Source organism: Bellilinea caldifistulae, from assembly GCF_001306055.1.
Classification (GTDB): domain Bacteria; phylum Chloroflexota; class Anaerolineae; order Anaerolineales; family Anaerolineaceae; genus Bellilinea; species Bellilinea caldifistulae.
This window is the reverse complement of sequence record NZ_LGHJ01000006.1, coordinates 1-23,717: the sequence shown is the minus strand read 5'-3', so window position 1 is coordinate 23,717 and position 23,717 is coordinate 1. Positions and strand designations below refer to the sequence as shown.

Below are 23,717 nucleotides of genomic sequence, written 5' to 3'. Positions count from 1 at the left end.
GAAAATATCCACCTGCACTGCACCAAGCGCAGGGCGGTGCAGGTGTTGCTGACGCTCGGCATGCCATCCACATCGTAAACACCACCCTGAACAGGTTGAACATAAATGCGAAGACTTACAGCCGGTTGACAAAGCGCTCGATGCGCCGCAGGGCTTCCTCGATCTTCTCGTAAGCGGTTGCGTATGAGATACGGCAAAAGCCCTCACCTCCCGCCCCAAACGAATGCCCCGGCACAATTGCCACCTTTTCCTCTTGAAGCAGACGCGTGGCAAAAGTCTCATCATCCAGCCCGGTCACGCTGACTTTGGGGAACGCGTAAAATGCCCCTTTGGGTTCAAAAGTGGGCAGACCAATGCGGTTGAGTTCCGGCACCAGCATCCGCCGGCGGCGGTCGTATTCCTCGACCATTGCCATGACCGACTCATCCTCGTCCTGAATGGCCACCACCGCCGCATCCTGCGCGATAGTGGGAGCCGACATGACCGTGTACTGGTGCACGCGCAGCAATCCCTGCAAGATCGGGGCAGTCGCACAGGCATAACCGATCCGCCAGCCGGTCATGGCATAATCCTTGGAAAAACCGCCCAGCAGAACGGTGCGTCCGCGCATGTTCGGCAGGGTCGGGAAGCACACATGTCGGTGGCCGCCGTACACCAGCCGGTCGTAAATCTCGTCCGAAATCACAATCAGGTCGTATTTCTCGGCAATCCGGGCAATTTCCAGCAGACGTTCGCGGGTGGCTACCGCCCCGGTGGGGTTATTGGGAAAACCCAGCAGGATGGCTTTGGTGCGCGGGGTGACGGCTGCCTCGATGCGGGCGGGGTCAACATCGAAATTATCTTCCATGCGGCAGGGGATTTCCACCGGCACACCGCCCGCCAGAAACACCTCGGCCTGATAGGACACAAAACACGGCGTAGGGATGATGACCTCGTCGCCGGGGTCGAGCAGGGCGGTGGCGGTCAGGTAGAGCGCTTCCGAACCGCCGACGGTGATCACCACCTCGTTGACCGGGTCGTACTGCACCCCGTATAAGCGTTCCAGATTTGCCGTCAGCGCGCGGCGCAGTTCGATGGTGCCGGCGTTGGAGGTGTAGTGGGTGCGCCCCTGCTGCAGGGAGCGGATGCCCGCCTCCACTACCGGCCGCGGCGTGTCGAAGTCCGGTTCGCCGATTCCCAGCGAAATGACATCCTGCATGGTCGCCGCAATATCAAAAAAGCGGCGGATGCCGGAGGGTTTGAGTGAGGAAACTCGCTGAGAAAGATAGGTTTCGCGCATGGTGACTCCTTGTTGGGAATGGAGAGGGTTTGATTGGGACAACGTTCTTTTTCCAGTCCTCGTCATTGAGAAATTTTCCATCAAACGGCGTGGATGCGCCACTCGTCGTACAACTCGCCGTAAAACAGCTCGAACACCCGACCGTCTTTGACCCGCACGCGGAAGCGCTTACCGCCGGGAATGCGCCATTCGGCCTCGATGGCTTCAATTTCCAGCCGTTCGCCCTCCCAATGCAAGGCTACCGGCCGTTCGGCATACTCATACCCCGAATGGCACTCGACCGGATCGCTCATTCCTTCAGCCATGAGTTATCCCCCACGTTCAGGCGGGCGGGTTTGCCCTCCACCACCACCTGCCGGCCGATGAGCGAGTCGCTGATCACCTTGTTTTGCAGACGGGCGGCCTCGTCCACAATGCTGTTCTGGATGATGACATCCTCCAGCACGCAATCCTTACCGATGGACACGTGCGGCCCGACCACTGCCCGGCGAATCTGCGCCTCCGGATGGATGAAAACCGGCGGCACGACCGTCACCTGCGGGCGCTCGGCGGCGGTTGCGGAATTGTCGTAGCCATGATCGAGCAGGTAGCGGTTGGTTTCCAGCACCGCGTCGGGGATACCGGCGTCCAGCCAGACTTCCACCTGACGCGTGCGCATGCGCGCGCCACGCTCCAGCAGGATGTTGACCGCATCCGCCAGAAAGAACTCGTTTTTCAGGGTCAGGTTACGGGAAAACTGCTCCTCAATTGCCGAGAGCAAATCCTCGGCGCGCTTGAAGTAGTAAAAGCCGACCACCACCAGATTGTTGCTGAAGTCCTGCGGCTTTTCCACCAGACGGGTGATCCAGCCCTGCTCATCCACCACTGCCACGCCGAAACGGCGCGGGTCCTCCACCGGCTTGACCCACGCCAGCCCGTCCTCTTCCACCTGATCCAGCCGCGAAAGGTCGGTTTCAATCAGCGTATCTGAAAAAGCCATCAGCATCGGGCCATGCAGGTACTCGCGCGCCAGATAAAGCGCATCCGACTGCCCGCGCATCACTTCCTGAATGACATAGTGGGCTTTCTTTTCGGGATGATTCTGGCGCATGTGCGCCTCGACCTGCTCGCGTTGGTTCGGGCCGATGATGAAGATGTATTCCACCTCCAGGGATTTGGGCAGGCTGTTGAACTGCTCCAGCACGTAATCCAGCACGGTTTTGCCGGCAATGGCAATCAGCGGTTTGGGTTTGCTCCAGGTGTGCGGGCGCATGCGGCTGCCCAGCCCGGCCATGGGAACGGCGATTTTAAGGGTGTTAGCCAAAACGACCTCCTGTCAAGGGGGGTATCCATCTTATTGTATCACTGCCCGCCAGCGATATGGAATGGAAAGAAATCCCCGAATGGGCGGATGATTGACGGTTTTTTGCTCATTCCCCCTGCGCTACCTCCCCCAAAATTGTGGGGTAATTTTGGGGGAGGTATCAAGAACCTAACTCAAAGTTCCAGGCGTTCGGCCATCAATTGGGCTACACTGCCGAGCGTGGCGGCATCGAAGGCAAAGCGCGCCCCGGCGGCGGAAAACAACTGCGGCAGGCCAACCGAATTGCCCAGCGCCAGCGCGCTGCGGTAGGCGCTTACCGCCGCAGCCTGATCGTTGAGCGCGTTGCGCCAGACCTGCCCGGCGCCCAGCTGAGCCAGCCCGTACTCCACATAATAAAACGGAATCTGGAAGATGTGTAGTTTACGGTGCCAGCCCGTCCGGCGGACATCCTCCAACCCGCTCCAGTCCACGCCGACCATGAAACGCTGCCAGAGGGCATCCCAGGCTTCATCACAGGCGGCCGGGTTGAGCGCATCTTCCGGATGGGTGTAAGCCCAGTGCTGAAAACCATCCACCACTGCCATGTAAGGCCAGAACAGCAGGCTGCGCTCCAGATGCTCATCGAAAGCACGCCGGGCGTCTGCTTCGCTGTAAAAACCGCCGTGCTGCTGGCTGAGATAAGGCCCGGCCAGAAACTCCATGCCCATCGAAGCCACCTCGGCAAATTCGATGGGTGAGCCGCGCAATTGCCCCAACGGAAGGCTGGCGGCTTCAAAGACATGGAATGAATGGCCGCCTTCGTGCAGCAGGGTTTGTACATCGTCATGCAAACCGACGGCGTTCATAAAAATAAACGGGCGCTGCTGAATGGGGAAGGCGGTGCAGTAGCCGCCGGGGGCTTTGTTCTTGCGGTTTTCCAAATCCAGCAGGTTTTCGCGAATCATCGTGTCGAAGTAACCACCCAGCGTATCATCCACCGCATGGAAAACTGCGGATGTCTTGTGTTTCAACTCGTCAATCGTCTGGTAGGGGCGCAGCGGCGGCAGTCCCTGCGGGTCAACATCCAGATCCCACGGGCGCAGGCTGGTTAAGCCCAACTGGCGGCGGCGTTTTTCGTAAATTTTAGCGGCTATCGGCACAATCACCTGTTCAATCGCATCCCGGAAGGTCTGGCAATCGGCGGGGGAGTAATCGTGACGATGGAACTGCACCCAGCGGTAGGCGCGGAAATCGGGCTTGCCGGCGTTGGCAGCAATCTGCTGGCGCAGTTTGAAGAAGCGCACCCACAGGTCGTTGAATGCCTCACGGTCAGCCAGTTGACGCTCGGCCGCCAGCCGCCAGGCCTGCTCGCGCCGGGTACGGTCGGTTTCCTGATAAACCGGGCGTAACTGGGTCAGGGTAACTTCTTTGCCGTCCCATTCCACGGTCTGCTTGCCGGCAATCTGATCGTATTCCAGCCCCAGTTTTTGCTCTTCCGAAAGCAGGGGCAGGTTTTCCTCGCGGAACAATTCGGCGTCGTCGCGGTAATTGCGTAGGGGGATCTCAAAACGCGCCGGTTTGAGGCCGCTTTGTAACAGGCGGGCTTTCAGTTTCTGGTCGGCGGCCATCGCTTGCGGGTAAATCTCGTCCAGCGCCGCCCGAAAGCGGGCTTCGGCTTCTTCATCGGCCGTGTTGACGGTGACGGCAACATTCAAACGGCTGAACAATTCTTCCAGCGCATCGCCCAAATCGGACCAGTCGCGCAGCCACTCATCCACCGTCGCAGCCGTCAGCGGACGTTCGATGAGATCGCGGGCGTACGGCTCAAATTTTTCCCACTTCCAGTCGAGAAAATCAGCAGGCGGGTTCTTTAATTCACGGAACATGCGGACTCCTTTTTAATCGGGATAGGGGTGAACGGAACAGGAATGCTCCTTGCAAGTGTACCAGAATTTTGGCGTACTGAAAAATAGCGACGTTCTACCCTCAGGTGCAGAGGAGCAAAGGGTAGAGATGGTTGTTTCTTTGCGCGGCAGCGCCTGTGGGAACAGGTTTTTTCTTCCCATCCACATTAGCGGATGTTGCCGCCAATTTGCTTGCCATAGAGGCGGTGAGCCTTGTAAAAATCCACTCCTATATCACGCAGTTCGCGCAGCATGCGTTGATTTTCTGCGCCAATCTGCACAATTTCCACATGCTGAAAGCACCCGCCCTGAATACTCTTGTGCATTTCGCTGAATAGAACGGCCGTACCGCCCAGTCCGCGGTATTCCTCCACAATGCCCATCCCATTGATATTCAACCAGCGGGTGCGTTTCAGTTCCAGCCACCAGTCCAGCCAGCCTAATGGCAATAAACGCCCGCCGGTACGTTGCAAGGCTGCCGAAATATCCGGATAAGCCAGCAAAAAGCCGATTGGTTGCTCATCCTTGAGCAGGATTTTAATCAGTTTCAGATTTGCAAAGAAGAGGACCTGCCGCAGGATGTCCTCGATCTCGGCCGAGTCAATCGGCGCATTGCCGGGTGTGTCCATAATTGCCCGGTTGTACATTTCACTCAGACGCGGAATCAGCCGGCGCAGGTCGGCGCGGCTATGCAGCTGCGCAATGCGAAAACCGCGCTTTTGAATCACCCTCTCGGCAATCTGATGAATTTTGGAGGGAAATTCTGCTTTCCCGCTTAAATAGCCGGAGAGGATATCCTCCCGCGGCTGAAAGCCGCAGGCTTCCAGCAAAGCGGGGTAATACGGCAAATTGTAAGGGATGCCAAAAGCCGGGCGATGCTCAAAGCCTTGGACCAGCACCCCCATGGCATCCAACGGAGAAAAGCCCTTCGGCCCAATCAGCCGGTCGGCTCCTTGTTTCAGCGCCCATGTTTCGCCAGCAGCGAACAGGGCTCGTACCACCTCCGGATCATCTTCAGCCTCAAACAGGTAGAAAAACGCAGTCCGTTCATGGTTGTGCTGATTGTAGGGGCGGTGAAATAAGACTGCCAGGCGCGCCACTGCCGGCCCCTGCTTCTGGCGGCAGGCCAGGAAAAAAGCCGCCTGTGAGTGGCGGTAAAACGGGTGTCGGTGCGGTTCAAGCATCCGGCGGATATCAGACTGCACCGGCGGCACCCACTGCGGCACAGCCCGATACAACCGGTACGGTAATTGCAAAAATTTTTCCACTTCTGCACGGCAGGACAGATCAATTTGCTGGATAAAAGTCATTGGCAGGAAACACCACCTATCACAAGGGAAAATCGGTAGCGGATTTCGGATTGCAGAGACACCCTGAATCTACTATACTCTAAACAAGTCCAAAGGCAAGCCCGTTAGCACCCGGGAGATTGTTGAGATGGAAGAGCGCAGAAAACTGAAGCGGCGGCACATCATCTATTACCTGCTGGTATTCGATCAGGACAGTCATTCCATGCTGGGGCATCTGGTGGATATCACCCCGGCGGGGATGATGGTAATCAGCGAACAGCCGCTGGAAGTGGGCCGCCTGTACAACCTGCGGCTGCTGCTGCCTTATCAGATTGCCGGTAAAAAAGAATTGCTCTTTCAAGCCCACAGCAAATGGTGCCAGAAAGACTTAAACCCCGATTTTTACGATACCGGCTTCGAATTGCTGAACGTCGGCGAGGAAGATATCCGCACGATTGAATGGCTGATTGAACAGGCCGGCTTTCGGGATTGAACCCCTCCAATCCCTCTACCACCCGCTGGACGAACCGGCGGGTGGGTTTATAATTGACCCAGTACGCTATTCAACCAATACGAGGGAGTAATGACCATGTTCGAAACCGAACCCGAAGAAATGCCCGAAGAAAAACCCGAAAATGAATCCCGTCCGGTAGGCGAACCGCGTCTGGATATTCAGGAAAAATTCCTCAAAACCCGCACGATTTTGATTTTTGGCGAAATCAACCAGAAGATGGCCGAGCGGGTTACCCAGCAGTTATTGCTGCTTTCCGAACTTTCGGACGAGGACATCAAGATCATCATCAACTCGCAGGGCGGGCATGTCGAATCGGGCGATACGATTTTCGACATGATTCGCTTCGTGCGCCCGCGCGTCAAGGTGATCGGCACGGGGTGGGTGGCCAGCGCCGGTGCGTTGATTTACGCCGCGCCGCCGGTGGAACTGCGCTACTCGCTGCCCAACACGCGCTTTTTACTGCACCAGCCGATGGGCGGGATGCGCGGCAGCGCTCAAGACCTGGCCATCGAGGCTCAGGAAATCATCCGCATGCGCCGCCGCCTGAACGAAATTTTTGCCCGTCAGACCGGCCAGCCGTTGGAGAAGATCGAGCGCGATACCGACCGTAACTTCTGGATGAGCGCCGAAGAAGCCAAAGCCTACGGGCTGGTAGGGCATATCATCAGCAACATCAGCGAAATCAAATAAAATTCCCGCCGGGAATCATTGAAACCAACCCATGCCGCTTTCCGATCACCCAACCATTCGCTTTTTGCAGGAACTGGTCCGAGCCGAAAGTCTCAGCGGTCAGGAAGAAGCCGCTGCCGGGCTGGTCGAACGGACCTGGCGGGATCTGGGCTTTGAAGATGTCCACACCGACCGGCTGGGGAACGTCCTCGCGCGACGCGGCAGCCGCCGTTCGGGATTGCGGGTACTGTTCGACGCGCATCTGGATGTGGTTCCGGCCACTTCTCCCCAGGAATGGCGCTTCCCGCCGTTCAGCGGCGAACTGTCCGATGGGCGGGTTTGGGGGCGCGGCGCAGCCGATACCAAAGCCAGTCTGGCGGCGATGACTTTCGCTCTGGCCGGCCTTTCCGCTGATGACCTGGCCGGGGAAGTTTATCTCTCCGCCAGCCTCGGCGAAGAAGTGCTGGAAGGTGCAGCTTTCTCGGCTGTGTTGGAGGCAGTCCAGCCCGATCTGGTCATCATCGGCGAGCCGAGCGACTGCCGGCTGGGAATTGCCCAGCGCGGTCGGGCACGGCTGGCCTTCACCGTCTCCGGCAAAGCCGCCCACAGTTCCGCTCCGGAAGCCGGTCAAAACGCCATCGAAAATGCCGCCGCGCTCATTGAGCGAATTGCCAACCTGCCACTGCCGACTCACCCTCTGCTGGGACAGGGGCTGATGACCGCCATACAGGTACAATCGCAGCCTTATCCCAGCCTTTCCACCACGCCCTACCGCTGCGAAGTGGTTTATGACCGGCGGCTGATGCCGGGCGAAACGATCTCCGGCCTGCTGGAAGAATATACCCGTCATCTGGCCGACCTGAGCAACTGGCAGGTAGTCATCCCTGAAGAGGGCTTTACCACGTACACGGGGGTAGAACTGCGCCAGCCCGACTTTCACCCGGCCTGGGCGCTCGACCCGGCTTCGGCATGGGTGGGGCGGGCGGTGGAGGCGCTCCGCTCGGCCGGGTTGCCGGGCGAGACCTTTGCCGTGCCCTACTGCACCAACGGCAGCGCCAGCGGCGGCGAGCGCGGCATCCCCACGCTGGTCTTTGGGCCGGGTTCAATTCATCAGGCTCACCGCGTGGATGAGGCAATTGAGGTGGATGAGGTTTTGCGCGGCGAGCGCGGCTACCGTGGGCTGATGAGCGCTTTGGGGAAAATGGGCTGATTACAGCCTTCTACCAAACCAACGAGAAAAAAACAGGCAGGCGGGGGTGTTCCCTCACCTGCCTGTATTGTGTACCGAATAAAGGCGCTTACTTCACCAGCGGCAGTTCGGCGGCCGCCCAGGCGTTCAACCCCCCGCCCAGATTGACCACATCCGTGTAGCCATTCATGCGCAACGCCATCATCGCCAGCGCACCGCGATGACCGGATTTGCACAGCACGACGATACGGGCATCCTTGCCGGGCAGTTCCGCCAGCCGTCCCCACAACTGGTTGATCGGAATCAGTACTGAACCTTCAATGTAACCTTCCTCGTTCCATTCTTTTTCGGTACGGACATCCAAAACGAATGGTTTGCTGGCTTCGCCAAGCGCGGCATTCAGGTCGGCCGCTTTGATGGTGCCAAAACCTTCCGGCAGACCGGCGAAGAAGGCTTTCAGTCCCTCCAGCCGCAGGGCATCCACCGCCGGAGCAGTAGCGGCGGGTGGCTCTGCCGGCAGCGAGCCGGTCACAACCGGTAATTCGGCTTTCTTCCAGGCGTTCAGGCCACCGCCCAGATTGACTACATTGGTATAACCAAGGAAGCGCAAAGCCGCCAGCGCAAACGCCCCGCGATGGCCGGAGGCGCAGTAGATCACAATTGGCTGATCCTGCGCCGGCAGTTTGTCCAGATTATCCAGCAGCTGGCGGACGGGAATGTGAACAGCCCCTTCGATATAACCATCTTTTTCCAGTTCGGCAGTTTCACGCACATCCAGCAGGAAAGGCGGTTTATCAGCCAGCTGTTCATTGAGTTTGGTAGCCGAGATGGTGTAAAAGTCCCCGGGTAAGTTGGTCAGGAAATCGCCCCACAGGGCGTTCCAGTCCACCACGCCTTCCACGGCAAAACCGGCTGCCTTCCAGGCATTCAGGCCGCCCCCCAGGTTAACGACTTTTTCATAACCCAGCAGGGCAAGCCCCATTTGAGCAATCGCCCCGCGGTGGCCGGATGCACAGTAGATCACAATCTCGGCATCTTTGGCGGGTAGTTGATCCAGTTTGGCAAATAATTCCTCAAAGGGAATGTGGGTGCTGCCGCCAATAAAACCGTTCTTTTCGACCTCGGCTTTGTTGCGCACATCCAGCAAAAAGACCTTTTTACCATCCGCCAGGTCGCTGTTCAGTTTGTCCGCTTTGACGGTGCGGAAGCCCTCCGGCAGGTTGCTCAGCCAGTCGTTGAGCAGGTCAAAAAGCGCCTGATCTTTGATTTGCGGCATGCTACCGGCGGCCGGGGCGGCAGGCAGTGAGCCGGTAACCACCGGCAGTTCGGCTTTCTTCCAGGCGCCCAAACCGCCGCCCAGATTGCGCACATTCTGATAGCCCAGCAGTTTCAGGGCAGCCAGCGCGTATCCGCCGCGATGGCCGGAAGCGCAGTAGATCACAATCGGCTTGTCCATCGCCGGCAATTTATCCAGATTCTGCAACAACTGGCGAATTGGGATATTCACAGCCCCTTCAATGTAGCCGTCCTTTTCTACTTCGGCAGCTTCGCGCACATCCAAAAGGAAGGGCGGATTATCAGCCAGATCCTCATTCAGTTTTGTGGCGCTGACGGTGCCATAACCCTTTTCAGCCGGCAGTTCGGCTACCAGACCGCTCCACAGCGCGAGAATATCCAGTTCGGGCTGCGGTTCGGCGGTGGGTACCGCGGTGGGCTCGACAACCGGTGGGGTGGTCGGTTCAACCACCGGCGCGGCAGTGGGGGTAGCCGCCGGGGCACAGGCGCCCAGCAGCATACTCAGGATGATGATGAGAATTAGCGGTAAAGCAATTTTTCGGTTCATCTTTCTTTCCTCTCACTAAAATAGTTTTTATTGTCCCGGAATGGGAGCGGGTATCTCTTCCACAATCACCCGCTGGTTGGCGTTCAACTCCTCCGGTTTGACCTTATCAGCCGTCAGGAAAATAGCCGCATTTCCATGACAACTGTTGCAGGACTGATTTTGAGGCGTCTTGCGCTGGATGTTATGGGGGGTAGCGTACATCCACGTCGGACGCAAATCAAAATTGGGCAGCAGATTTTCGCCGTAGTACTCAAAACTGGTCGGGGCAACCGGCACATGCCGCAGCGGCACATACTCGTAGGGGCGGTTTTGGTTATCCAGGGGATTTTTACCGATAAAGAAGGTCAGGTAGGTGGCTTCGGTGCGGAAGAACGGCTGGCCGGTCTTATCACTGATGGCCACATGACAGCCATCGCAGGAGGTGTAACTGACCGAATGACACACCTGACAGGATAATTTTTCCCCGTGGATGGTATGCTGCAAGATGGGGTCGTCTTTTTGCCCAACCGTGGTGTGGCAGGTGGTGCAGGCCGGTGACTGCTCGCCCCAGTAGCGGTTGCCGCGCGCATCCGCCGGGGTGTTGTGGAGCGACTCGCCGCTGTGGCAGGCAACGCAGTTCATCCGCCCAACCCGGAAGTGGACATCGCCAGGGATATCCTCGTGCTTGCCGAGGTACTCATCTCCCACCCGCGTGCCGTGGCAGGCCGTACAGGTACGCGTCATCGGCGGTGTTTTGACAAAATTATGACCATCCAGAAAGCCGCCGCCGAGGTGCTGCGGTTGGGTAATGTGACAATCGGTGCAGGAACTGTGGCATTTCGAGCAGTGATTGTTGTAGGCTTCCTGCAGGGCGGGGTGGTTTTCCGGTACGCTGCGCGATTGCATGGCAACCGGGTAGCCCGACAGTGAGGCATGCAGACTATCCGGGAAGGTGGCCATGATTTCGGCGTGGCAGCGGTCGCAGCGGCCGACACTGTCGGTGTAGGGGTTAGCAATCAGATTAGTATGGGCAGTGTCCTTGTCGGGTGATTGGGTTCCGCCATGGCACTGCACGCAGGTAAACTGTCCGTGCGTACTTTCCAGAAAACTGGCGCTAACTAAAACTTTCTCCCAAGGCTCCAACGGAGCCACTTCGCCCCCTCAGCCAGCCCCTTCCGATTCTTCGATGACCTCTTCCTCCGGTTTAGCCGTTTGAATCAGGCGGTCTTTGTCGGTGTGGCATTCGACGCAGTAATTGACCTGCGGCTGGGAGGTGGCGGTTGCAGCAGGAGCGGTCGGCCGGGCAGGGACCTCACTGGTGGCGGTTGGGGCCGGCTGAGTAGCCCGCGCACAGCCCGCCAGCAGAATCAAGAACCCTGCCAGCAATCCAAGCCAGATGCGTAATTTTCCCATAATTTGCTCCTTTTACGGGGAATACACTTCCTTATAAATTCTAAGGTTTGTTTAATCTGTCAGTTAGTGAATATTGTCACAATCCATCATTGGAACTCATGATAGAATTGGATAAGTTTTCCTTATAAAAAGAGAGTATGTCATGTTTGACCCCCACCAGTTGCGCGTTTTTATCGTGGCTGCCGAAACGCTCAACTTTTCTCAGGCAGCCAAAAAACTGAATCTCTCCCAGCCCGCCGTCACCCAAACCATTCAGGCGTTAGAAAATCAATTGGGCGAGGCTTTATTCGTGCGCAGCGGGCGAAGGTTACAGCTAAGCCAGACGGGTGAAAGTTTCTTACCGGTTGCCCGCCAGCTGGTCACCCTCAACCTGCGGGCGCGCGAGGTGGTGGATGCCAGCCGCGGGCAGATCAGCGGCTTTTTAACGATTGCCTGCAGCACCACCCCGGGCAAGTACGTCCTGCCGGTGGTGGTGAGTGACTTTTTACGCCATTATCCGCGGGTCAGCGCTCAGTGCCTGGTGATGAGTCGAATAGGTGCGCTGGAGATGCTGGAGAAAGGGGAAGCCCATTTTGCCTTTTCCAGCAGTATTGACGAGTTCGATCACCACTACGAATTCCGCCCCTTCATAACCGACCCCATTCACCTGATCGTGCCGGCGAATCACCCGTGGGCGAGGCGCGGGGAAATCGAAGTGGAGGAACTTAAAAACGAACGCTTCATCCTGCGCGAGGAGTGCGCCGGCACTTTCCGCGTAGTCAAAGAAACGCTGGCGAGGCACGGCATCAACATCCACGAATTAGCGCTGGTGCTGCGCATGGGCAATTCAGAGGCGATTGCGGTTGCCGTTCAGCGTGGCGTGGGGGTGGGTTTTGTTTCTCAGATGGTGCTGCAAAACCTGATCCTGCCGGATGTACGCACTGTGTCCATACGCGGCGTTCATCTTGAACAGCAAATTTACATGACTCGCCACCGGCTCAATCCGCTCAGCAGCGCCGCAGCCGTCTTTTGGGATTTTATTTTCGCCCACCAGCAGGAAATTCAGGCGGAGTTAGGCAGCCGTTTTCAGCCCGTTAGCGAGTAATTTTCAAGCCTGTTTCTTCCACTCCCCCTCTAACAACGCAAAGACCATGTCATCCTGAAAATGGTCTTTGATCAAGTCGTGGTCACGCAGGACGCCCTCTAACTTGAAGCCCAGTCCGTAGAGCAGGTTTTGCGAGCGGGTATCGCGCGGGTCAACCAGCGCTTCGATGCGGTGCAGGTTGAGTCGGTCAAAGCCGAATTGCAGTACGGCTTGCAGCGCCTCGCGCATGTAGCCCTGTCCCCACCATTTTGGGCTGAGGTCGTAACTGATCTCGGCCCGCCGGCGAGACTGATCCCAGTGGTGAAAACCGCACGTTCCGATTAACCCGCCGCTCTCGCGGTCAAACACCCCCCAGCGCAAGCCCTGACCGGCGCGGCGCATGGCATTCAGTTCCTCAATCCAGCGGAGGGCTTCCGATTCTTCTTGCATGGTGGGAATATCGGTAAATTCGGTCACTTCGGGGATGGCGTATAACGCCAGCAAACCGGCGGCGTCCTTCGTTTGGAGCGGGCGTAAAACCAGCCGTTCTGTTTCGAGCAACAGGATGTCATCCGATAGAGATTCGTGTTTCATAAGTTGAGATTATACTGCTAACCGCTGAAAAGGGATTGAAATAATGAAAATTTTTTCAATCCCATTGCGCCCTTTCTTTCCGGCGTTAAGCGATTAAGGGTAGGGGTTGTAAAACGTGGGGGTGGGCTGGACGGGATAGGGATAGCCTTCAACCGGGGTGGCTTGCGGTGGCGGGTAGCCGGGCTGAGGCGTCGCACCCGGTTGGGGGGTTGCCCCCGGTGGCAGAGTCGGCTGAAGCACGGGGGTGACACCCGGCGGCAGGGTAACTACGGTGGCCTGCGGCGGCGGCTGACCGGGGTACACCCACGAAGTCGGCGTAGGCTGAACCCCGCTCAACTTTTGGCTGATGTCGTTGACGTACTTGATCGCGCCCTGACAGGCTGGCTCCAACTGAGCCGAAACATTCTGCCAGGTTAACGGCTGACCCAAACTGAGCGCTTTGCGCACCGCCGTAGCCAGACAGCCCGGCCCGGCGTTGTAATTGACCAGCGTAAACCGCCACAGGTCTTCATAGGTCGCCACCGAACCGGCCGTCTTGCCGGTCAGGTTGTTCAAAACCCGCCCCACCTGCTCGCAGTTGCCGATCATCCCCTCAGCAAACACGCGGATGCTGAAATGCGCCTGTGAAAGGTCAATCCCCGCCGGGCAGTCGGCACAGGCAGCGTTGACCTTGCCCACCAGGGCACCCCGCAGCAGCGCCCGCTCATCTTCCTTGATATTACCGAAACCGAGATCACAACGACTCTGGTGCAGCACCAGCGGACAGAACTGGTCAAAGAAACTCGGATTCCACAACAAGACCGTATCGGCGCCTTTTTCGGTCAACTGTCCAAGACCGGCTTCTTTGTAATTGCGGTAGATGCCCGGCCAGAACTGGCTTTCGCGGCTGAAAATGTTTTTCAGCAGTTGAGCCGGCACACCCGTATCCTGCGCCACATTCCAGATTTCCTCATCGAAGCGGTTTTGCCAGGCCACCACCTGCTCATACGCTGCGCGCACACCGCATTCGCTGGCGGTCAACGGGGTTGCCAGTCCGCCATCGCGGCATTCGCTGGCGTCCACTTCGCCGTTGGCAATCAGCATCCCCGCCAGATAATACAGGCTGACTGCCGAGTACAATTCCTGCGGGTCTTGCGGCGTGGTCAGCCACGGGGCCGGCCCGCCAATCGGCGGAAACGATCCCCAGATATCGGAACAGGAAGCCAGCGCACCGCCGCGCCACTGACTGCTCAACACATCCACGTAGTAGAGCGGTTTGTCCGTGGAAACTCCCTCCGGCGACATAAAATCTCCCTGCGGAATGACCCGCACCAAGGCGCTGAATTTTGGGCTGGAATCGCCAAAGCTCGAGTCGGCCCAAAACTCGACCGTCACCCCTCCCTGACCGGTTGGCTGCAAGGGAATGGCACAGGCATCCCCATTGCAAACAAAAGGATTGCCGTTGAGCGTTCCCTGAATGCTGATGATGGTCTCATTAGGCAGCGGCTCTTCGCCGGTCAGCAGCAATTGAGGCAGACTTTCGCAACGATTACCGGGCGGCTGGGGGGTACAACCGGTCACACTGACCCACACCGCCGGCAGGGGTAGTTCCACATTGACTTCTTTGCTGGCCGGATAACTGGTAAAGTGAAACAGGTACAAACCGGGGCAGGATTGCAGGGACTGATCCGGTGAGGTAAGCGCACAGGGTTTGGTGGCCAGCCATTCGTTGTAGAGGGTCGTCCCACACCACACGCGAATCTCATCGGCAATCGGCAGGCCTTCGTGTTCCACCAGAAAACGGCAGGTGATCTCGTTATTTTTCCAGCGCACCAGCCACCACTCGTGGCGTTCAAAGTTGATTTGGAGGGTGGTCAGGCGTTTGGGCGCTTCGGGTGTCGTTTCTTCGGCGAGTACCGGCGCAGGCGCAGGGAGTGCGGCTGTAAACAGCCCACCGGCAAGCAATACAATCATCCCCAACACCGCCAGCCGTTTCATGTTGACTTACTCACTGCTCTCCCTGCACAGAATGTGCCAAGGCTATGGGATGGATGACTCCGTCTTGGATTAGTTTATCATAAAGCACAAGGTTTACGAACACCCCCACCGGATACCTTTCCAAAACGAAAAGACTCACGGGGTTGGGGTGGGGGTAACGCTGGGCGATACAGTGATCGAACCGGTGGGGGTGATGCTGCCGGTCGGGGTTGGCGTCAGGCTGGTGGTGGGGGTCAGCGTCTGGGTGAAGACGGGGGTTGGTGTAATCGTCGGGGTGAGGGTGGGCGTGCGGGTGTTGGTCGGAGTCGGGCTGATGGTCAGTTCGTATTCCAGGGTCAGCAGACGGTCGGTGTTCGGCACGGGAGTCAGCACAAAATCAATCGCGGATTGCACCTGAACCGCCACCCGCTCCGGCTTTGGCAAAAAAACCACCGGTTTGAGCGCCTGCGGGATTTCCCACGTTTCCAGATCATCCTTGCCCAAACGGAAAAAACCGAGATGACTGGCATCCCCCAACCGCAGGGCGAAGGGGATTAAGACTTGCAAGTCCGGCAGGGTCAGGCTGCTTTCAACGCTGTTGCGGTAATTTTGATACAGTTCGGGCAGGCGCACGAGTGTTCCGCCGGAAACCATGCGCTGAACAATCAGACGCAGGATTTCCTGCTGGCGCAGGTTGCGGTTTTCTTCATCCTGACCGATGCGATAACGCAGGTAACACATCACCTGATCGCCGTCCAGCAGGTGACGGCCGGGCGGTATATCGTTGCAGATTTCGGGCATCTTTTCGGCAACGGTCACTTCCAGCCCGCCCAAATCGTCAATGAAGTAAACCAGGGCTTCCAGCCGCACGATTACGTAATCGTCCGGGCGCACGCCAAAGTTGTATTCCAGGGTATCGGCCAGCATCCGCACCCCGCCAACAGCATAAGCCGTGTTGAGGCGCTGCATGGTATACCCGGGAATGTAGACGAACAAGTCCGGCGGCAGAGAAAGGACACTGGCGCGCCCAAGCCGCGGTTGATAAAACACCAGCGCAACAGCATCCCCGCGCCCAGCGTAGGGGGTGCTGTAATCCAGCCCCACCAGCACCAGCGTGCGCACCTCCACCGGCAGGCGGATTTGGGAAAGCGGCGGCGGGATGGGGGTGATCGGCGTCAGGCGCGGGGTGGGGAAAACCGCCCGCGGTGTGCGGAAACCCGGCAAGGTAGCCGTCGCCGAAGGCGGTTGAACGGGCAGCGGCGAAGCGGTTGCCGAGGGGGTAGCCGTCAATCTGGTAGGAGGACTCACACAGCCAGCCAGCAGCAGCACCATCATCAGCAGGGCGGCTTTGCGGCGCAGGAAGAAAGAAAAGGACAACATCTTTCTGAATTATAGCAGGCCAAAGGGCAGGAGTGAGGTTTTGGATTGATGACGAAACAAAGCCGCGGGGATTGATTCAAATAAAGTTATAATATTATTGACTAAAAAGGTAATTGATTTCTGAATTTTCCGCAGTACAATCAATTTTAGGACGTTGTTTTTCCCCTTTCTTTTTTCCCAGGAGGTATTTGCATGCGTTTCCAAAAATGGTTTTTACTGGCGGTTGTCTTACTGGTTGCGGTTGCTTTGGCGCTGCCCGGCGGCGCGGCGATAGCCCGCAAGCAGGTCTTTCGAGCCAGCCTTTCACCGGACAATGAACTCCACGAAGTGGTTGGTTCGACGGCACGCGGTTCGGCTGTGGTGGTCTCCAACATGGACGGCAGTTTTAATTTCACCGTGATTGGGCGCCGGCTTTCCGGCCCGGCAACCGGTGTTCACCTGCATGCCCCGGCGGATGCAACCCAGACCGCACCGATTTTCATCAGCCTGTGCGGTTCGCCTGCGCCTTCGGTGGTGGGTGATTGCACCTACGATGCCGACGGCAACCTGTACATCACCGGCGTGATCGGCCCGGCGCAGTTGATGGCCGCCGGCGTAACCGGCGCGCAGTTCAACAACTACCTGCGCAGCGGACTGATTTATGTCAATGTTCACACAGCCCTCAACCCGATGGGCGAAGAGCGTGGTCAATTGCTGGAACCTTAAACATTCTCCAATTCCCCACCCCAAAACACCCGTGCAGCATCCCCGGCCGGGTGTTTTATTTTTCCCCATTCCTCTCAAAGGATTTTTAACCGAATCCTGGTCAAACAAGTTGCTATAATAGGGGTAATCTCAACTTGAAGGCGGAGGAAAACTCATGCACATTCTGGTTGGACTGGAAAACAATGTTGAAAACCGCTCGCTGGCATGGGCGCTGGAACATCCCGGTTGTTTTGCCTACGGCACAGAAAGCAGTGAGGCCGTCATGAATATGGCGCTGGCATTTCTGGAATATAAACGCTGGATTGCCAGTCACACCGCCCAATCGTGGCTCGACGATGTGCATGATGTGGATGTGCGGCTGGTGGATGTGTGGGAAGTGTACGAAATTGACGAAAACTTCGATGTCAAGCCGGACGGGCGTTATTCGGTCAACGCCTGGTTCCGCTACGACTGGAAGCCGCTCACCCGGCTGGAAGTGCGCCGCGGGCTGGATATCCTCTCCTTCAGTCGCGCCGACCTGCTCAAACTGGTAGAAGGCCTATCCGACACCATTCTTGACCGGCCTTACCCCGGTGAACGCTGGAGCATCCGCGGGGTGCTGGGGCATGTTGCCAAAGCCGAATGGTGGTACCTCGACCGCCTGGGGCTGGCCGGCATCAGCCGACGCGAGTTGCCGGAGGATGTGTTTGAGCAGTTGGATGCGGTGCGCCGCAGACTGGTGGAAACGCTGCCGACGCTGGAAGGTGAAGTGAAAGTGGTGGGCAAGGACGGCGAATTTTGGAGCCCGCGTAAACTGCTGCGCCGCGCTGCGTGGCACGAACGCGATCACATCGCCCACATTCAAAAACTGCTTTCCGGCACGCGCGAATTGGGTTAGAAAAACCGCCACGCCGCCTGACGGCGGCTCGCGGCGACGGATTAGCGTTTAATGTCATGCCGAGCGGAGCGACACCTGTACCGCACTGCGCTTGGTGCAGTGCAGGTGGACATCTCCCAGCCAGCCTCTGTAACGGCTTTGCGGGAGATTGCCTCGCTCGCTTGCGGCGACGGATATGCGGTTAATCTCGCCCCGAAAACTGGTTTTGAGCGGGGTTCTATCCGACCACTTCCACCAAAAAGTAGGTCTTTTTACCGCGCCGCAGGATGAGGAAACGACCTTCCAGCAGATCATTGACGGTCACCAGACGTTCACTTTCGGCAACACGATGATTGTTCAGGTAAATTCCGCCCTCACCGATGGCGCGGCGGGCTTCACCCCTGGATTTCATCATCCCGCTGCCAACCAGTAAATCTACGATATTCAGGCCTGTCCCGCTGAACTGGTCTTTGTTCAAGCGTGCTGAGGGGACATCGGCAAAGATATCCTCAATCTCCGCGGCCGAAAGCCCCTCCACCGCGCCGCCAAACAACACCTGTGCAGCCTGTTCAGCGCGCGCCAGGGCAGTTTCGCCGTGCAGCATGCCGGTCATCACCCGCGCCAGCGTACGCTGGGCATCGCGCTGTTCGGGTTTTTCTTCCAGCGCGTGCTGCAATTCCTCGATTTCCGGCTGGGTCAGGAAAGTAAACACTTTCAGGTAGTGAATCACGTCGCGGTCATCCGTGTTCAGCCAGAACTGGTAGAAGCGGTAGGGCGAGGTGCGCCGGGGGTCAAGCCAGACCGCACCGCTTTCGGTCTTGCCGAATTTACTGCCATCGGCTTTGGTGATGAGCGGGTAAACCAGTCCATAGGCCGTCCCGCCGGTTACACGGCGAATCAACTCCACCCCGGCGGTAATGTTTCCCCACTGATCCGAGCCACCGGTTTGCAGCAGGCAGCCGTAGGTGCGGTACAGGTGCAGAAAGTCGTAGGATTGCAGGAGCATGTAACTGAACTCGGTGAAAGAAATGCCCTCTTCGCGCTCCAGCCGGGCGCGCACCGAGTCCTTGGCAATCATGTAATTGACGGTGAAATGCTTGCCAATGTCCCGCAGGAAGTCAATCAGGTTGAGAGGCAGCAGCCAGTCGGCGTTGTTGACCAGCCGGGCCGGGTTGGTTTTGGAGTCGAAATCCAGAAAACGCGCCAGCTGCCCCTTGATGGCTTCGGCGTTTTCTTCGATCTGCTGACGCGAAAGTAGCGGGCGTTCGCTGCTCTTGCCGCTCGGATCGCCGATCATGGTCGTGCCGCCGCCCGCCACCGCAATCGGGTGATGACCGTAACGCTGCAAGCGCGCCAGCGCCAGCAACGGCACAAGGTGACCGATGTGCAGGCTATCGGCGGTCACATCAAAACCGTTATAGACGGTGACGGTCTGGGTGGCAAGCAGGTTCTGGACGCCTTCGATACAATCAAAGACCAGCCCGCGCCATTGGAGTTCTTCAAATGCGTTTGCAGGCATGGTTCACCTAAACAGAGGGATTTTTTGCGGCTGCCGGGCAGCCGTCTCTAATTCTAACACAACCCCGCCTGCGGATGAGGATTTTCAACGATTTGAGGAAATCGTCTCAGCCAGCGCGGCAATCTCCCCCACAGCCATGGCGGGGGAGATTGCCCTGTAACCTTACTCTCTTGCCAAAGCCTGCCGCGTTGCGGCACAGCGTTCGCAGGTCGGGTCATCGCACAAAAACGCCAGCGGGTCTTCCTGCAAGGCGGCCACCAGCAGGCCGGTCATCTCGGTCAAAGGTAAAGCGCGCACCCGTGCCGTTCCGATCATAGTCTCGCGGGTGACGGCTTGCAGCAGCGGGGCGGCTTTTTCAAACCCCAGCGAACAGCCCGGAAAACCCGGACACTCCACCACGCCGCCGGGAGTCAGCGCCCAACGCACGAATTGCCGCCGCCCGGCCAGTTTTTCGGCGTAATGGATGCTGGTATTGACGGTGTGATCCACCCCCAGCAGCAGCACCCAGCCCTCTTCTTCGTTCAAAACCCGGATGGGCGCCAACGGTTCGGCCAGCGTTTGAGTGGTAAGCGTCTCATCCACGCCCACTCCGGCAAACGAAAGGATCGGATGAGTTGAACGCTTTGCCTGCGGGTGTTTACGGAGCACCTCCGGCAGGATGCCCATCAGCGGGTCGGCCGGCAGGTCGGGGGTGAAGAAAACCGCCATGGCGTTTTGATCGCGCCCGCTGCCGTATTGGATGGCATTATCGGCCGGGCCTTCTTCCGGAATCAGCATGGTCTGGTAAGTGTGGGTGGGCATCATCAGATGCGGGAAGACGCCGAGCAGGGCACCCAGCAGCGTTTCGGCCCCGCCGCGTACCTCCCCAAACGACTTCAACGAGGCATGGGCAATCACCGGTTTACCGGCTGGCAGCCCCAGCCGCTGTAATCCCTGCACCAGTTCACGATAGGAAAGTGGCATGGCAGCCTCCCCCGTTCGGTGGGATGGGCTGTATCTCCGCCATTAATCCGTCTCAACGCGCCGAAGCACCTGTTGAACAATCGTTTCAAGGTTGTCCTGAGCGGCGGCAAACACAGCACTATGAATATTATACGCCAGCAGCCCGGAAGCGATGGCTTCCACCAGCCCGCTAATTCCGGCCTGGGCGGCTGCCAGCGGCAGAGAAGACCGTGCCAGTTGGGGCTGGGTGACGAAGAAAACTCCTCCCCCGCCTTTCTGCTCACGCATCACCGCCACGGCAGCCTGCGCCAGCAAAAACGGCGCGCTCAGGTTGATTTCAAGCGCGCGCTGCCAGTCCCACTCGTCCAGCATCAGCAAATCGGCAGAAGGAGCAGCTTGCAGGCAATACATCAAAACATCCAGCCGCTCCCAATCATGGAGAACATCGTCAATCAGCGCCCGGGCTGCCAGCCCCTTGCCGGTATCCCCCACGTAGGTGCGGCAGACCGAACCGATTTGCTCGATCTCCTGCTTCAACTCTTCCAGATGCAGGGGCTGTAAATCATGGGCGGCAATCTGCCAGCCGGCAGCCGCCAGACGGAGGGCAATCGCGCGGCCGGGGTCACGGCCGGCTCCGCAAACCAGGGCTACCCGTGGGGGGACGGATCCATTTTTACGGTTCATGGCTGCTCCTTTACCTGCCCATCCGCTGGTTCGCACACTTGCGGCACAGGCGGATTGTCGTTGGCGTTCAGGCGCAGGTTGAAGTAGGGGGATGGGTCGAAGGTGTTACCAATCTCCAGTTCGTTGAGGAAGTGACCCTGCCCGTCATCTTTGACAATCGAAAAATGCAGATGCACCCCTACCGGCGCGCCGGGCGTGCCAGAAAAATTGCCCTGAAAGCCCAGCAAAGTGCCCTGCTCGACAAACACCTCGCTCGTGCCGGGCGGAAATTGCGGCGCAATCTGGGAATTGCCCTGTTCGTCCGCCAGATGGGTGTAATACGTCCAGATTTGACGGCCTGGTTGGAGCGGGTCTTGCGGGATGCGGATGATGACGGTGGATTTCCAGTCCGAAAGGCGGGTCAGGTAGCCGTCGTAGGCAGCGTACACCGGCGTCTGCCCCGGTGGGGTGCCGCCGAAAATATCCAGGCCGGTGTGGCGGTGGCCGGGGCGGAACGAATCATCCCACAAAAAACCGATATAACCATCGGTGGGGAAGGCAAACGGAGCGCCCTCGCAGCGTGTACCGGCGCGCACCATCCAGTCGGCATAATTCTGCGGGTTACGGATGAACTGTACCACACGGGTGGTGCGATTGGCCGTGCGGCGCGGATTCAGAAACCAGAAATAACCCACCACCAGTCCGGCAATCACCGCCCCGCCCAGCAAAAGCGGAAATACGCGCTTCATGCCGGTTGAGTCAGGCGTCCCTGCATGGACCACGGTCCCGTCCAGGTGATTTCCACCGGCAGGATCTTACCCCGCAGGTCGGCTTCACTTTCGACAAAGACCAGTTTATTGGTGGGGGTGCGTCCCTTCCAGCGCCCGCGTACCGGTTCTTCGAACAATACATCCACCGTCTTGCCGAGGTAGGCAGCGTGGATTTCGGCGGCAATCGTCTCCTGCAATTCTTCCAGCAGGCGGAAACGCCGCCATTTTTCCTCGTCCGGCACATCATCGGCCATGCGGCGCGCCGAAACCGTGCCTTCGCGCGGCGAGTAGCGCGCCAGATGCGCCACATCCAGTTTCAACTCCGCCAGCAGGTCGTAGGTGTGCTGGAACTGGGCTTCGCTCTCGCCGGGGAAGCCGACAATCACATCGGTGGCGATGGAAACGCCGGGGATGCGGGCGCGGATTTTCTCCACCAGCCGGCGGTACTGCTCGGCGGTATAACCGCGGCGCATGTTGGCCAGCACCTCGTCGTCGCCGGCCTGCACCGGCACTTCGATGTGCGGCATGACCTTGGGCAGTTCGGCAACCGCATCCAGCAGGTCATCGGTCATCCAGTTGGGGTGCGAGGTGAGGAAGCGGATGCGCTCCAGCCCTTCAATTTGTTGTAGCCGGCGGAGCAACCCGCTCAGGGTGGGGTAGTCGGGATTGTCCTTGCCGTAGCGGTCGACAATCTGCCCCAGCAGGGTAATTTCTTTGACACCCTGCGCCACCAGCGCGCGGGCTTCGTTCAAAATTTCCTGCGGCGGGCGGCTTTTTTCCACCCCGCGCCGGTAGGGGATGATGCAGAAGGTGCAGGCATGCGAGCAGCCGTACACCACCGGGATGAAAGCCGAAACCAGATTGCCGCGTTCTTCGGCCGGCAGGGTCAGGTCTTCGTCCTGGAGTGCGTAACGCAGGGCGACCTCGGCCTGTTCCAGATCGCGCCCATCGCGGCGCAGCAGGTACTCCACCAGCGGGCGCGGGTCAGAAGGCGGCGAAAAGACATCCACATACGGGAAGCGCTCGGCCACCTTGGGGTTGCCCTTGACCCCCACCAGACAGCCCATCAGGTTAATCACCAGATCGGGGCGCTGCTTTTTGATCGGGCGCAGTGAACTGAGCCGGCCGTAAGCTTTATCTTCGGCGGACTGGCGCACCACACAGGTATTCAACACGATCACGTCAGCCTCTTCGGCGCGCGATGCGCTGTGATAACCGAGGTGTTCCAGCGCCGAAGCCACCCGCTGTGAGTCGGCCACGTTCATCTGACAACCTTCCGTCCAGATGTAGTATTTCATGCGCCAAATTATATCAGGGTTTTGAGATGCAATTAAGGGTGTTTTTGTCTGATTTAGATTCGCTTCATGGAGGAATACTTTTTCAAAGAAACTACTTAACTTGCAAAGTGACCGCTATCGGGTCTGGGTGGATGCACAACGCGGCGTTGGATTACGCCTTGAAATGTTAGATGCGCCTGACAGACCGCAGATCGCCCGCTTTATTCAGGTGGAGGAAATTCGCTTCGACATCCCCTTCCCTGCCCGAAGCCGTCAAATCGTCCTTCAGAAAGGCTACTCACCGGGGTTGGGTGAACGCCCCGCGGAGAATGTGGAAAGATTCCATGGTCAGCCGCTGGAATTCCACTACCTGACCCGCGATGTCAACAACCCGTCCAGGAGATTGTTGAAAAACAAATAACTGGGATTGACGAAAAGGGGAAAACCTTAATACAATCGAACCAAACCACTTTGGAGATCAGCGGGATGGAAAAGCAGCGTTTTGAAGAAACCGGCAAAGGATCATTTTTTGGGGACTATCTGTACGACCAAGTTGTAGCAGCCGATCATTTTTTGCGGAAATTGAATGAATTGATCGAGTGGAAACACTACACCCGCAAGTTAATTCGGC

24 protein-coding genes are annotated in these 23,717 nt (G+C 58.1%); 8 read left to right on the top strand and 16 right to left on the bottom strand.

Going from position 1 to position 23,717, the window contains the following annotated elements; all coding sequences use genetic code 11:
• Positions 1–115: 115 nt before the first annotated feature.
• From AC812_RS01405 to AC812_RS01385, 5 genes are all read right to left on the bottom strand, one after another.
• A complete protein-coding gene (locus AC812_RS01405) occupies positions 116–1,279 on the bottom strand; it encodes a pyridoxal phosphate-dependent aminotransferase (RefSeq protein ID WP_061913066.1) in 1,164 nt (387 codons plus the stop codon).
• 80 nt (positions 1,280–1,359) lie between these two features.
• On the bottom strand, positions 1,360–1,584 hold the full coding sequence (locus tag AC812_RS01400; protein WP_061913065.1) for a hypothetical protein: 225 nt from the start codon (positions 1,582–1,584) through the stop codon (positions 1,360–1,362).
• A complete protein-coding gene (locus AC812_RS01395) occupies positions 1,569–2,582 on the bottom strand; it encodes a sugar phosphate nucleotidyltransferase (protein ID WP_082426482.1) in 1,014 nt (337 codons plus the stop codon). The genes AC812_RS01400 and AC812_RS01395 overlap by 16 nt, the downstream gene beginning before the upstream one ends.
• 173 nt (positions 2,583–2,755) lie before the next feature.
• Positions 2,756–4,447, bottom strand: a complete 1,692-nt coding sequence (locus AC812_RS01390) for a M3 family oligoendopeptidase (RefSeq protein WP_061913063.1) — start codon at positions 4,445–4,447, stop codon at positions 2,756–2,758.
• 185 nt (positions 4,448–4,632) lie between these two features.
• On the bottom strand, positions 4,633–5,775 hold the full coding sequence (locus AC812_RS01385; RefSeq protein ID WP_061913062.1) for a hypothetical protein: 1,143 nt from the start codon (positions 5,773–5,775) through the stop codon (positions 4,633–4,635).
• Positions 5,776–5,902: 127 nt separating this feature from the next.
• On the opposite strand from AC812_RS01385, the gene AC812_RS01380 reads away from it, so the two are divergent.
• The 3 genes from AC812_RS01380 (at position 5,903) to AC812_RS01370 (ending at position 8,147) form a co-directional block, all read left to right on the top strand.
• Complete coding sequence (locus tag AC812_RS01380) at positions 5,903–6,247, top strand: PilZ domain-containing protein (protein ID WP_061913061.1); 345 nt, start codon at positions 5,903–5,905, stop codon at positions 6,245–6,247.
• A gap of 96 nt (positions 6,248–6,343) precedes the next feature.
• Entirely contained in the window at positions 6,344–6,958 is a 615-nt protein-coding gene (locus tag AC812_RS01375) for an ATP-dependent Clp protease proteolytic subunit (RefSeq protein WP_082148868.1), read from the top strand.
• A gap of 31 nt (positions 6,959–6,989) precedes the next feature.
• Positions 6,990–8,147, top strand: a complete 1,158-nt coding sequence (locus AC812_RS01370) for a M20/M25/M40 family metallo-hydrolase (protein WP_061913060.1) — start codon at positions 6,990–6,992, stop codon at positions 8,145–8,147.
• 88 nt (positions 8,148–8,235) lie between these two features.
• On the opposite strand, the gene AC812_RS01365 is transcribed toward AC812_RS01370, so the two are convergent.
• Genes AC812_RS01365 through AC812_RS01355 form a run of 3 tightly spaced genes read right to left on the bottom strand, consistent with a single transcriptional unit; the run spans position 8,236 to position 11,361 of the window.
• Complete coding sequence (locus AC812_RS01365; RefSeq protein ID WP_061913059.1) at positions 8,236–9,969, bottom strand: rhodanese-like domain-containing protein; 1,734 nt, start codon at positions 9,967–9,969, stop codon at positions 8,236–8,238.
• Between the two features lie 27 nt (positions 9,970–9,996).
• Positions 9,997–11,100, bottom strand: coding sequence for a multiheme c-type cytochrome (locus AC812_RS01360; RefSeq protein ID WP_061913058.1), 1,104 nt, complete (start codon positions 11,098–11,100; stop codon positions 9,997–9,999).
• Positions 11,101–11,109: 9 nt separating this feature from the next.
• Positions 11,110–11,361 carry a hypothetical protein gene (locus AC812_RS01355; RefSeq protein WP_061913057.1) on the bottom strand — a complete coding sequence of 84 codons (252 nt, stop codon included), beginning with the start codon at positions 11,359–11,361 and terminating at the stop codon, positions 11,110–11,112.
• Between the two features lie 142 nt (positions 11,362–11,503).
• Between AC812_RS01355 and AC812_RS01350 the strand changes: the two genes are divergently transcribed.
• Positions 11,504–12,445 (top strand): LysR family transcriptional regulator, encoded by a 942-nt coding sequence (locus tag AC812_RS01350; protein ID WP_061913056.1) that lies wholly within the window; start codon positions 11,504–11,506, stop codon positions 12,443–12,445.
• Between the two features lie 3 nt (positions 12,446–12,448).
• On the opposite strand, the gene AC812_RS01345 is transcribed toward AC812_RS01350, so the two are convergent.
• From AC812_RS01345 to AC812_RS01335, 3 genes are all read right to left on the bottom strand, one after another.
• Positions 12,449–13,018 (bottom strand): GNAT family N-acetyltransferase, encoded by a 570-nt coding sequence (locus tag AC812_RS01345; protein ID WP_061913055.1) that lies wholly within the window; start codon positions 13,016–13,018, stop codon positions 12,449–12,451.
• Between the two features lie 93 nt (positions 13,019–13,111).
• Positions 13,112–14,995, bottom strand: coding sequence for a lysozyme family protein (locus tag AC812_RS01340; protein ID WP_061913054.1), 1,884 nt, complete (start codon positions 14,993–14,995; stop codon positions 13,112–13,114).
• A 135-nt stretch (positions 14,996–15,130) separates the two neighbouring features.
• Positions 15,131–16,354 (bottom strand): LCP family protein, encoded by a 1,224-nt coding sequence (locus AC812_RS01335; protein ID WP_061913053.1) that lies wholly within the window; start codon positions 16,352–16,354, stop codon positions 15,131–15,133.
• 192 nt (positions 16,355–16,546) lie between these two features.
• On the opposite strand from AC812_RS01335, the gene AC812_RS01330 reads away from it, so the two are divergent.
• Together AC812_RS01330 and AC812_RS01325 are read left to right on the top strand one after the other, a co-directional pair.
• Positions 16,547–17,059 carry a CHRD domain-containing protein gene (locus AC812_RS01330; protein WP_061913052.1) on the top strand — a complete coding sequence of 171 codons (513 nt, stop codon included), beginning with the start codon at positions 16,547–16,549 and terminating at the stop codon, positions 17,057–17,059.
• Positions 17,060–17,213: 154 nt separating this feature from the next.
• Positions 17,214–17,936 (top strand): DinB family protein, encoded by a 723-nt coding sequence (locus AC812_RS01325; RefSeq protein WP_061913051.1) that lies wholly within the window; start codon positions 17,214–17,216, stop codon positions 17,934–17,936.
• Positions 17,937–18,153: 217 nt separating this feature from the next.
• On the opposite strand, the gene tyrS is transcribed toward AC812_RS01325, so the two are convergent.
• Positions 18,154–19,434 (bottom strand): tyrosine--tRNA ligase, encoded by a 1,281-nt coding sequence (gene tyrS / locus AC812_RS01320; protein WP_061913050.1) that lies wholly within the window; start codon positions 19,432–19,434, stop codon positions 18,154–18,156.
• Here tyrS and AC812_RS17410 point away from each other — a divergent pair.
• Positions 19,433–19,594: a hypothetical protein gene (locus AC812_RS17410; RefSeq protein WP_157235372.1), complete on the top strand. Its 162-nt coding sequence runs from the start codon at positions 19,433–19,435 to the stop codon at positions 19,592–19,594. The two genes, tyrS and AC812_RS17410, sit on opposite strands and share 2 nt — an antisense overlap.
• A gap of 2 nt (positions 19,595–19,596) precedes the next feature.
• Here AC812_RS17410 and AC812_RS01315 read toward each other — a convergent pair whose 3' ends face one another.
• Genes AC812_RS01315 through miaB form a run of 4 tightly spaced genes read right to left on the bottom strand, consistent with a single transcriptional unit; the run spans position 19,597 to position 23,107 of the window.
• The gene (locus AC812_RS01315; RefSeq protein WP_061913049.1) at positions 19,597–20,397 is read right to left on the bottom strand and encodes an AAC(3) family N-acetyltransferase; all 801 of its coding nucleotides are present in this window, start codon (positions 20,395–20,397) and stop codon (positions 19,597–19,599) included.
• A 42-nt stretch (positions 20,398–20,439) separates the two neighbouring features.
• Positions 20,440–21,060 (bottom strand): SDR family NAD(P)-dependent oxidoreductase, encoded by a 621-nt coding sequence (locus AC812_RS01310; protein WP_061913048.1) that lies wholly within the window; start codon positions 21,058–21,060, stop codon positions 20,440–20,442.
• Positions 21,057–21,788: a M23 family metallopeptidase gene (locus AC812_RS01305; protein WP_061913047.1), complete on the bottom strand. Its 732-nt coding sequence runs from the start codon at positions 21,786–21,788 to the stop codon at positions 21,057–21,059. Before AC812_RS01305 ends, AC812_RS01310 begins: the two co-directional genes overlap by 4 nt.
• Positions 21,785–23,107 (bottom strand): tRNA (N6-isopentenyl adenosine(37)-C2)-methylthiotransferase MiaB, encoded by a 1,323-nt coding sequence (miaB, locus tag AC812_RS01300; RefSeq protein WP_061913046.1) that lies wholly within the window; start codon positions 23,105–23,107, stop codon positions 21,785–21,787. The genes AC812_RS01305 and miaB overlap by 4 nt, the downstream gene beginning before the upstream one ends.
• A gap of 100 nt (positions 23,108–23,207) precedes the next feature.
• Between miaB and AC812_RS01295 the strand changes: the two genes are divergently transcribed.
• Positions 23,208–23,507, top strand: a complete 300-nt coding sequence (locus tag AC812_RS01295) for a hypothetical protein (protein ID WP_061913045.1) — start codon at positions 23,208–23,210, stop codon at positions 23,505–23,507.
• Positions 23,508–23,717 lie beyond the last annotated feature (210 nt).

Bases quoted from the DNA above. Each gene is read 5' to 3' on its own strand.
- AC812_RS01405 (WP_061913066.1), bottom strand. From the start codon at position 1,279: ATGCGCGAAACCTATCTTTCTCAGCGAGTTTCCTCACTCAAACCCTCC.
- AC812_RS01400 (WP_061913065.1), bottom strand. From the start codon at position 1,584: ATGGCTGAAGGAATGAGCGATCCGGTCGAGTGCCATTCGGGGTATGAG.
- AC812_RS01390 (WP_061913063.1), bottom strand. From the start codon at position 4,447: ATGTTCCGTGAATTAAAGAACCCGCCTGCTGATTTTCTCGACTGGAAG.
- AC812_RS01385 (WP_061913062.1), bottom strand. From the start codon at position 5,775: ATGACTTTTATCCAGCAAATTGATCTGTCCTGCCGTGCAGAAGTGGAA.
- AC812_RS01380 (WP_061913061.1), top strand. From the start codon at position 5,903: ATGGAAGAGCGCAGAAAACTGAAGCGGCGGCACATCATCTATTACCTG.
- AC812_RS01375 (WP_082148868.1), top strand. From the start codon at position 6,344: ATGTTCGAAACCGAACCCGAAGAAATGCCCGAAGAAAAACCCGAAAAT.
- AC812_RS01370 (WP_061913060.1), top strand. From the start codon at position 6,990: ATGCCGCTTTCCGATCACCCAACCATTCGCTTTTTGCAGGAACTGGTC.
- AC812_RS01365 (WP_061913059.1), bottom strand. From the start codon at position 9,969: ATGAACCGAAAAATTGCTTTACCGCTAATTCTCATCATCATCCTGAGT.
- AC812_RS01355 (WP_061913057.1), bottom strand. From the start codon at position 11,361: ATGGGAAAATTACGCATCTGGCTTGGATTGCTGGCAGGGTTCTTGATT.
- AC812_RS01350 (WP_061913056.1), top strand. From the start codon at position 11,504: ATGTTTGACCCCCACCAGTTGCGCGTTTTTATCGTGGCTGCCGAAACG.
- AC812_RS01345 (WP_061913055.1), bottom strand. From the start codon at position 13,018: ATGAAACACGAATCTCTATCGGATGACATCCTGTTGCTCGAAACAGAA.
- AC812_RS01340 (WP_061913054.1), bottom strand. From the start codon at position 14,995: ATGAAACGGCTGGCGGTGTTGGGGATGATTGTATTGCTTGCCGGTGGG.
- AC812_RS01335 (WP_061913053.1), bottom strand. From the start codon at position 16,354: ATGTTGTCCTTTTCTTTCTTCCTGCGCCGCAAAGCCGCCCTGCTGATG.
- AC812_RS01330 (WP_061913052.1), top strand. From the start codon at position 16,547: ATGCGTTTCCAAAAATGGTTTTTACTGGCGGTTGTCTTACTGGTTGCG.
- AC812_RS01325 (WP_061913051.1), top strand. From the start codon at position 17,214: ATGCACATTCTGGTTGGACTGGAAAACAATGTTGAAAACCGCTCGCTG.
- AC812_RS17410 (WP_157235372.1), top strand. From the start codon at position 19,433: ATGGTTCACCTAAACAGAGGGATTTTTTGCGGCTGCCGGGCAGCCGTC.
- tyrS (WP_061913050.1), bottom strand. From the start codon at position 19,434: ATGCCTGCAAACGCATTTGAAGAACTCCAATGGCGCGGGCTGGTCTTT.
- AC812_RS01315 (WP_061913049.1), bottom strand. From the start codon at position 20,397: ATGCCACTTTCCTATCGTGAACTGGTGCAGGGATTACAGCGGCTGGGG.
- AC812_RS01310 (WP_061913048.1), bottom strand. From the start codon at position 21,060: ATGAACCGTAAAAATGGATCCGTCCCCCCACGGGTAGCCCTGGTTTGC.
- AC812_RS01305 (WP_061913047.1), bottom strand. From the start codon at position 21,788: ATGAAGCGCGTATTTCCGCTTTTGCTGGGCGGGGCGGTGATTGCCGGA.
- miaB (WP_061913046.1), bottom strand. From the start codon at position 23,107: ATGAAATACTACATCTGGACGGAAGGTTGTCAGATGAACGTGGCCGAC.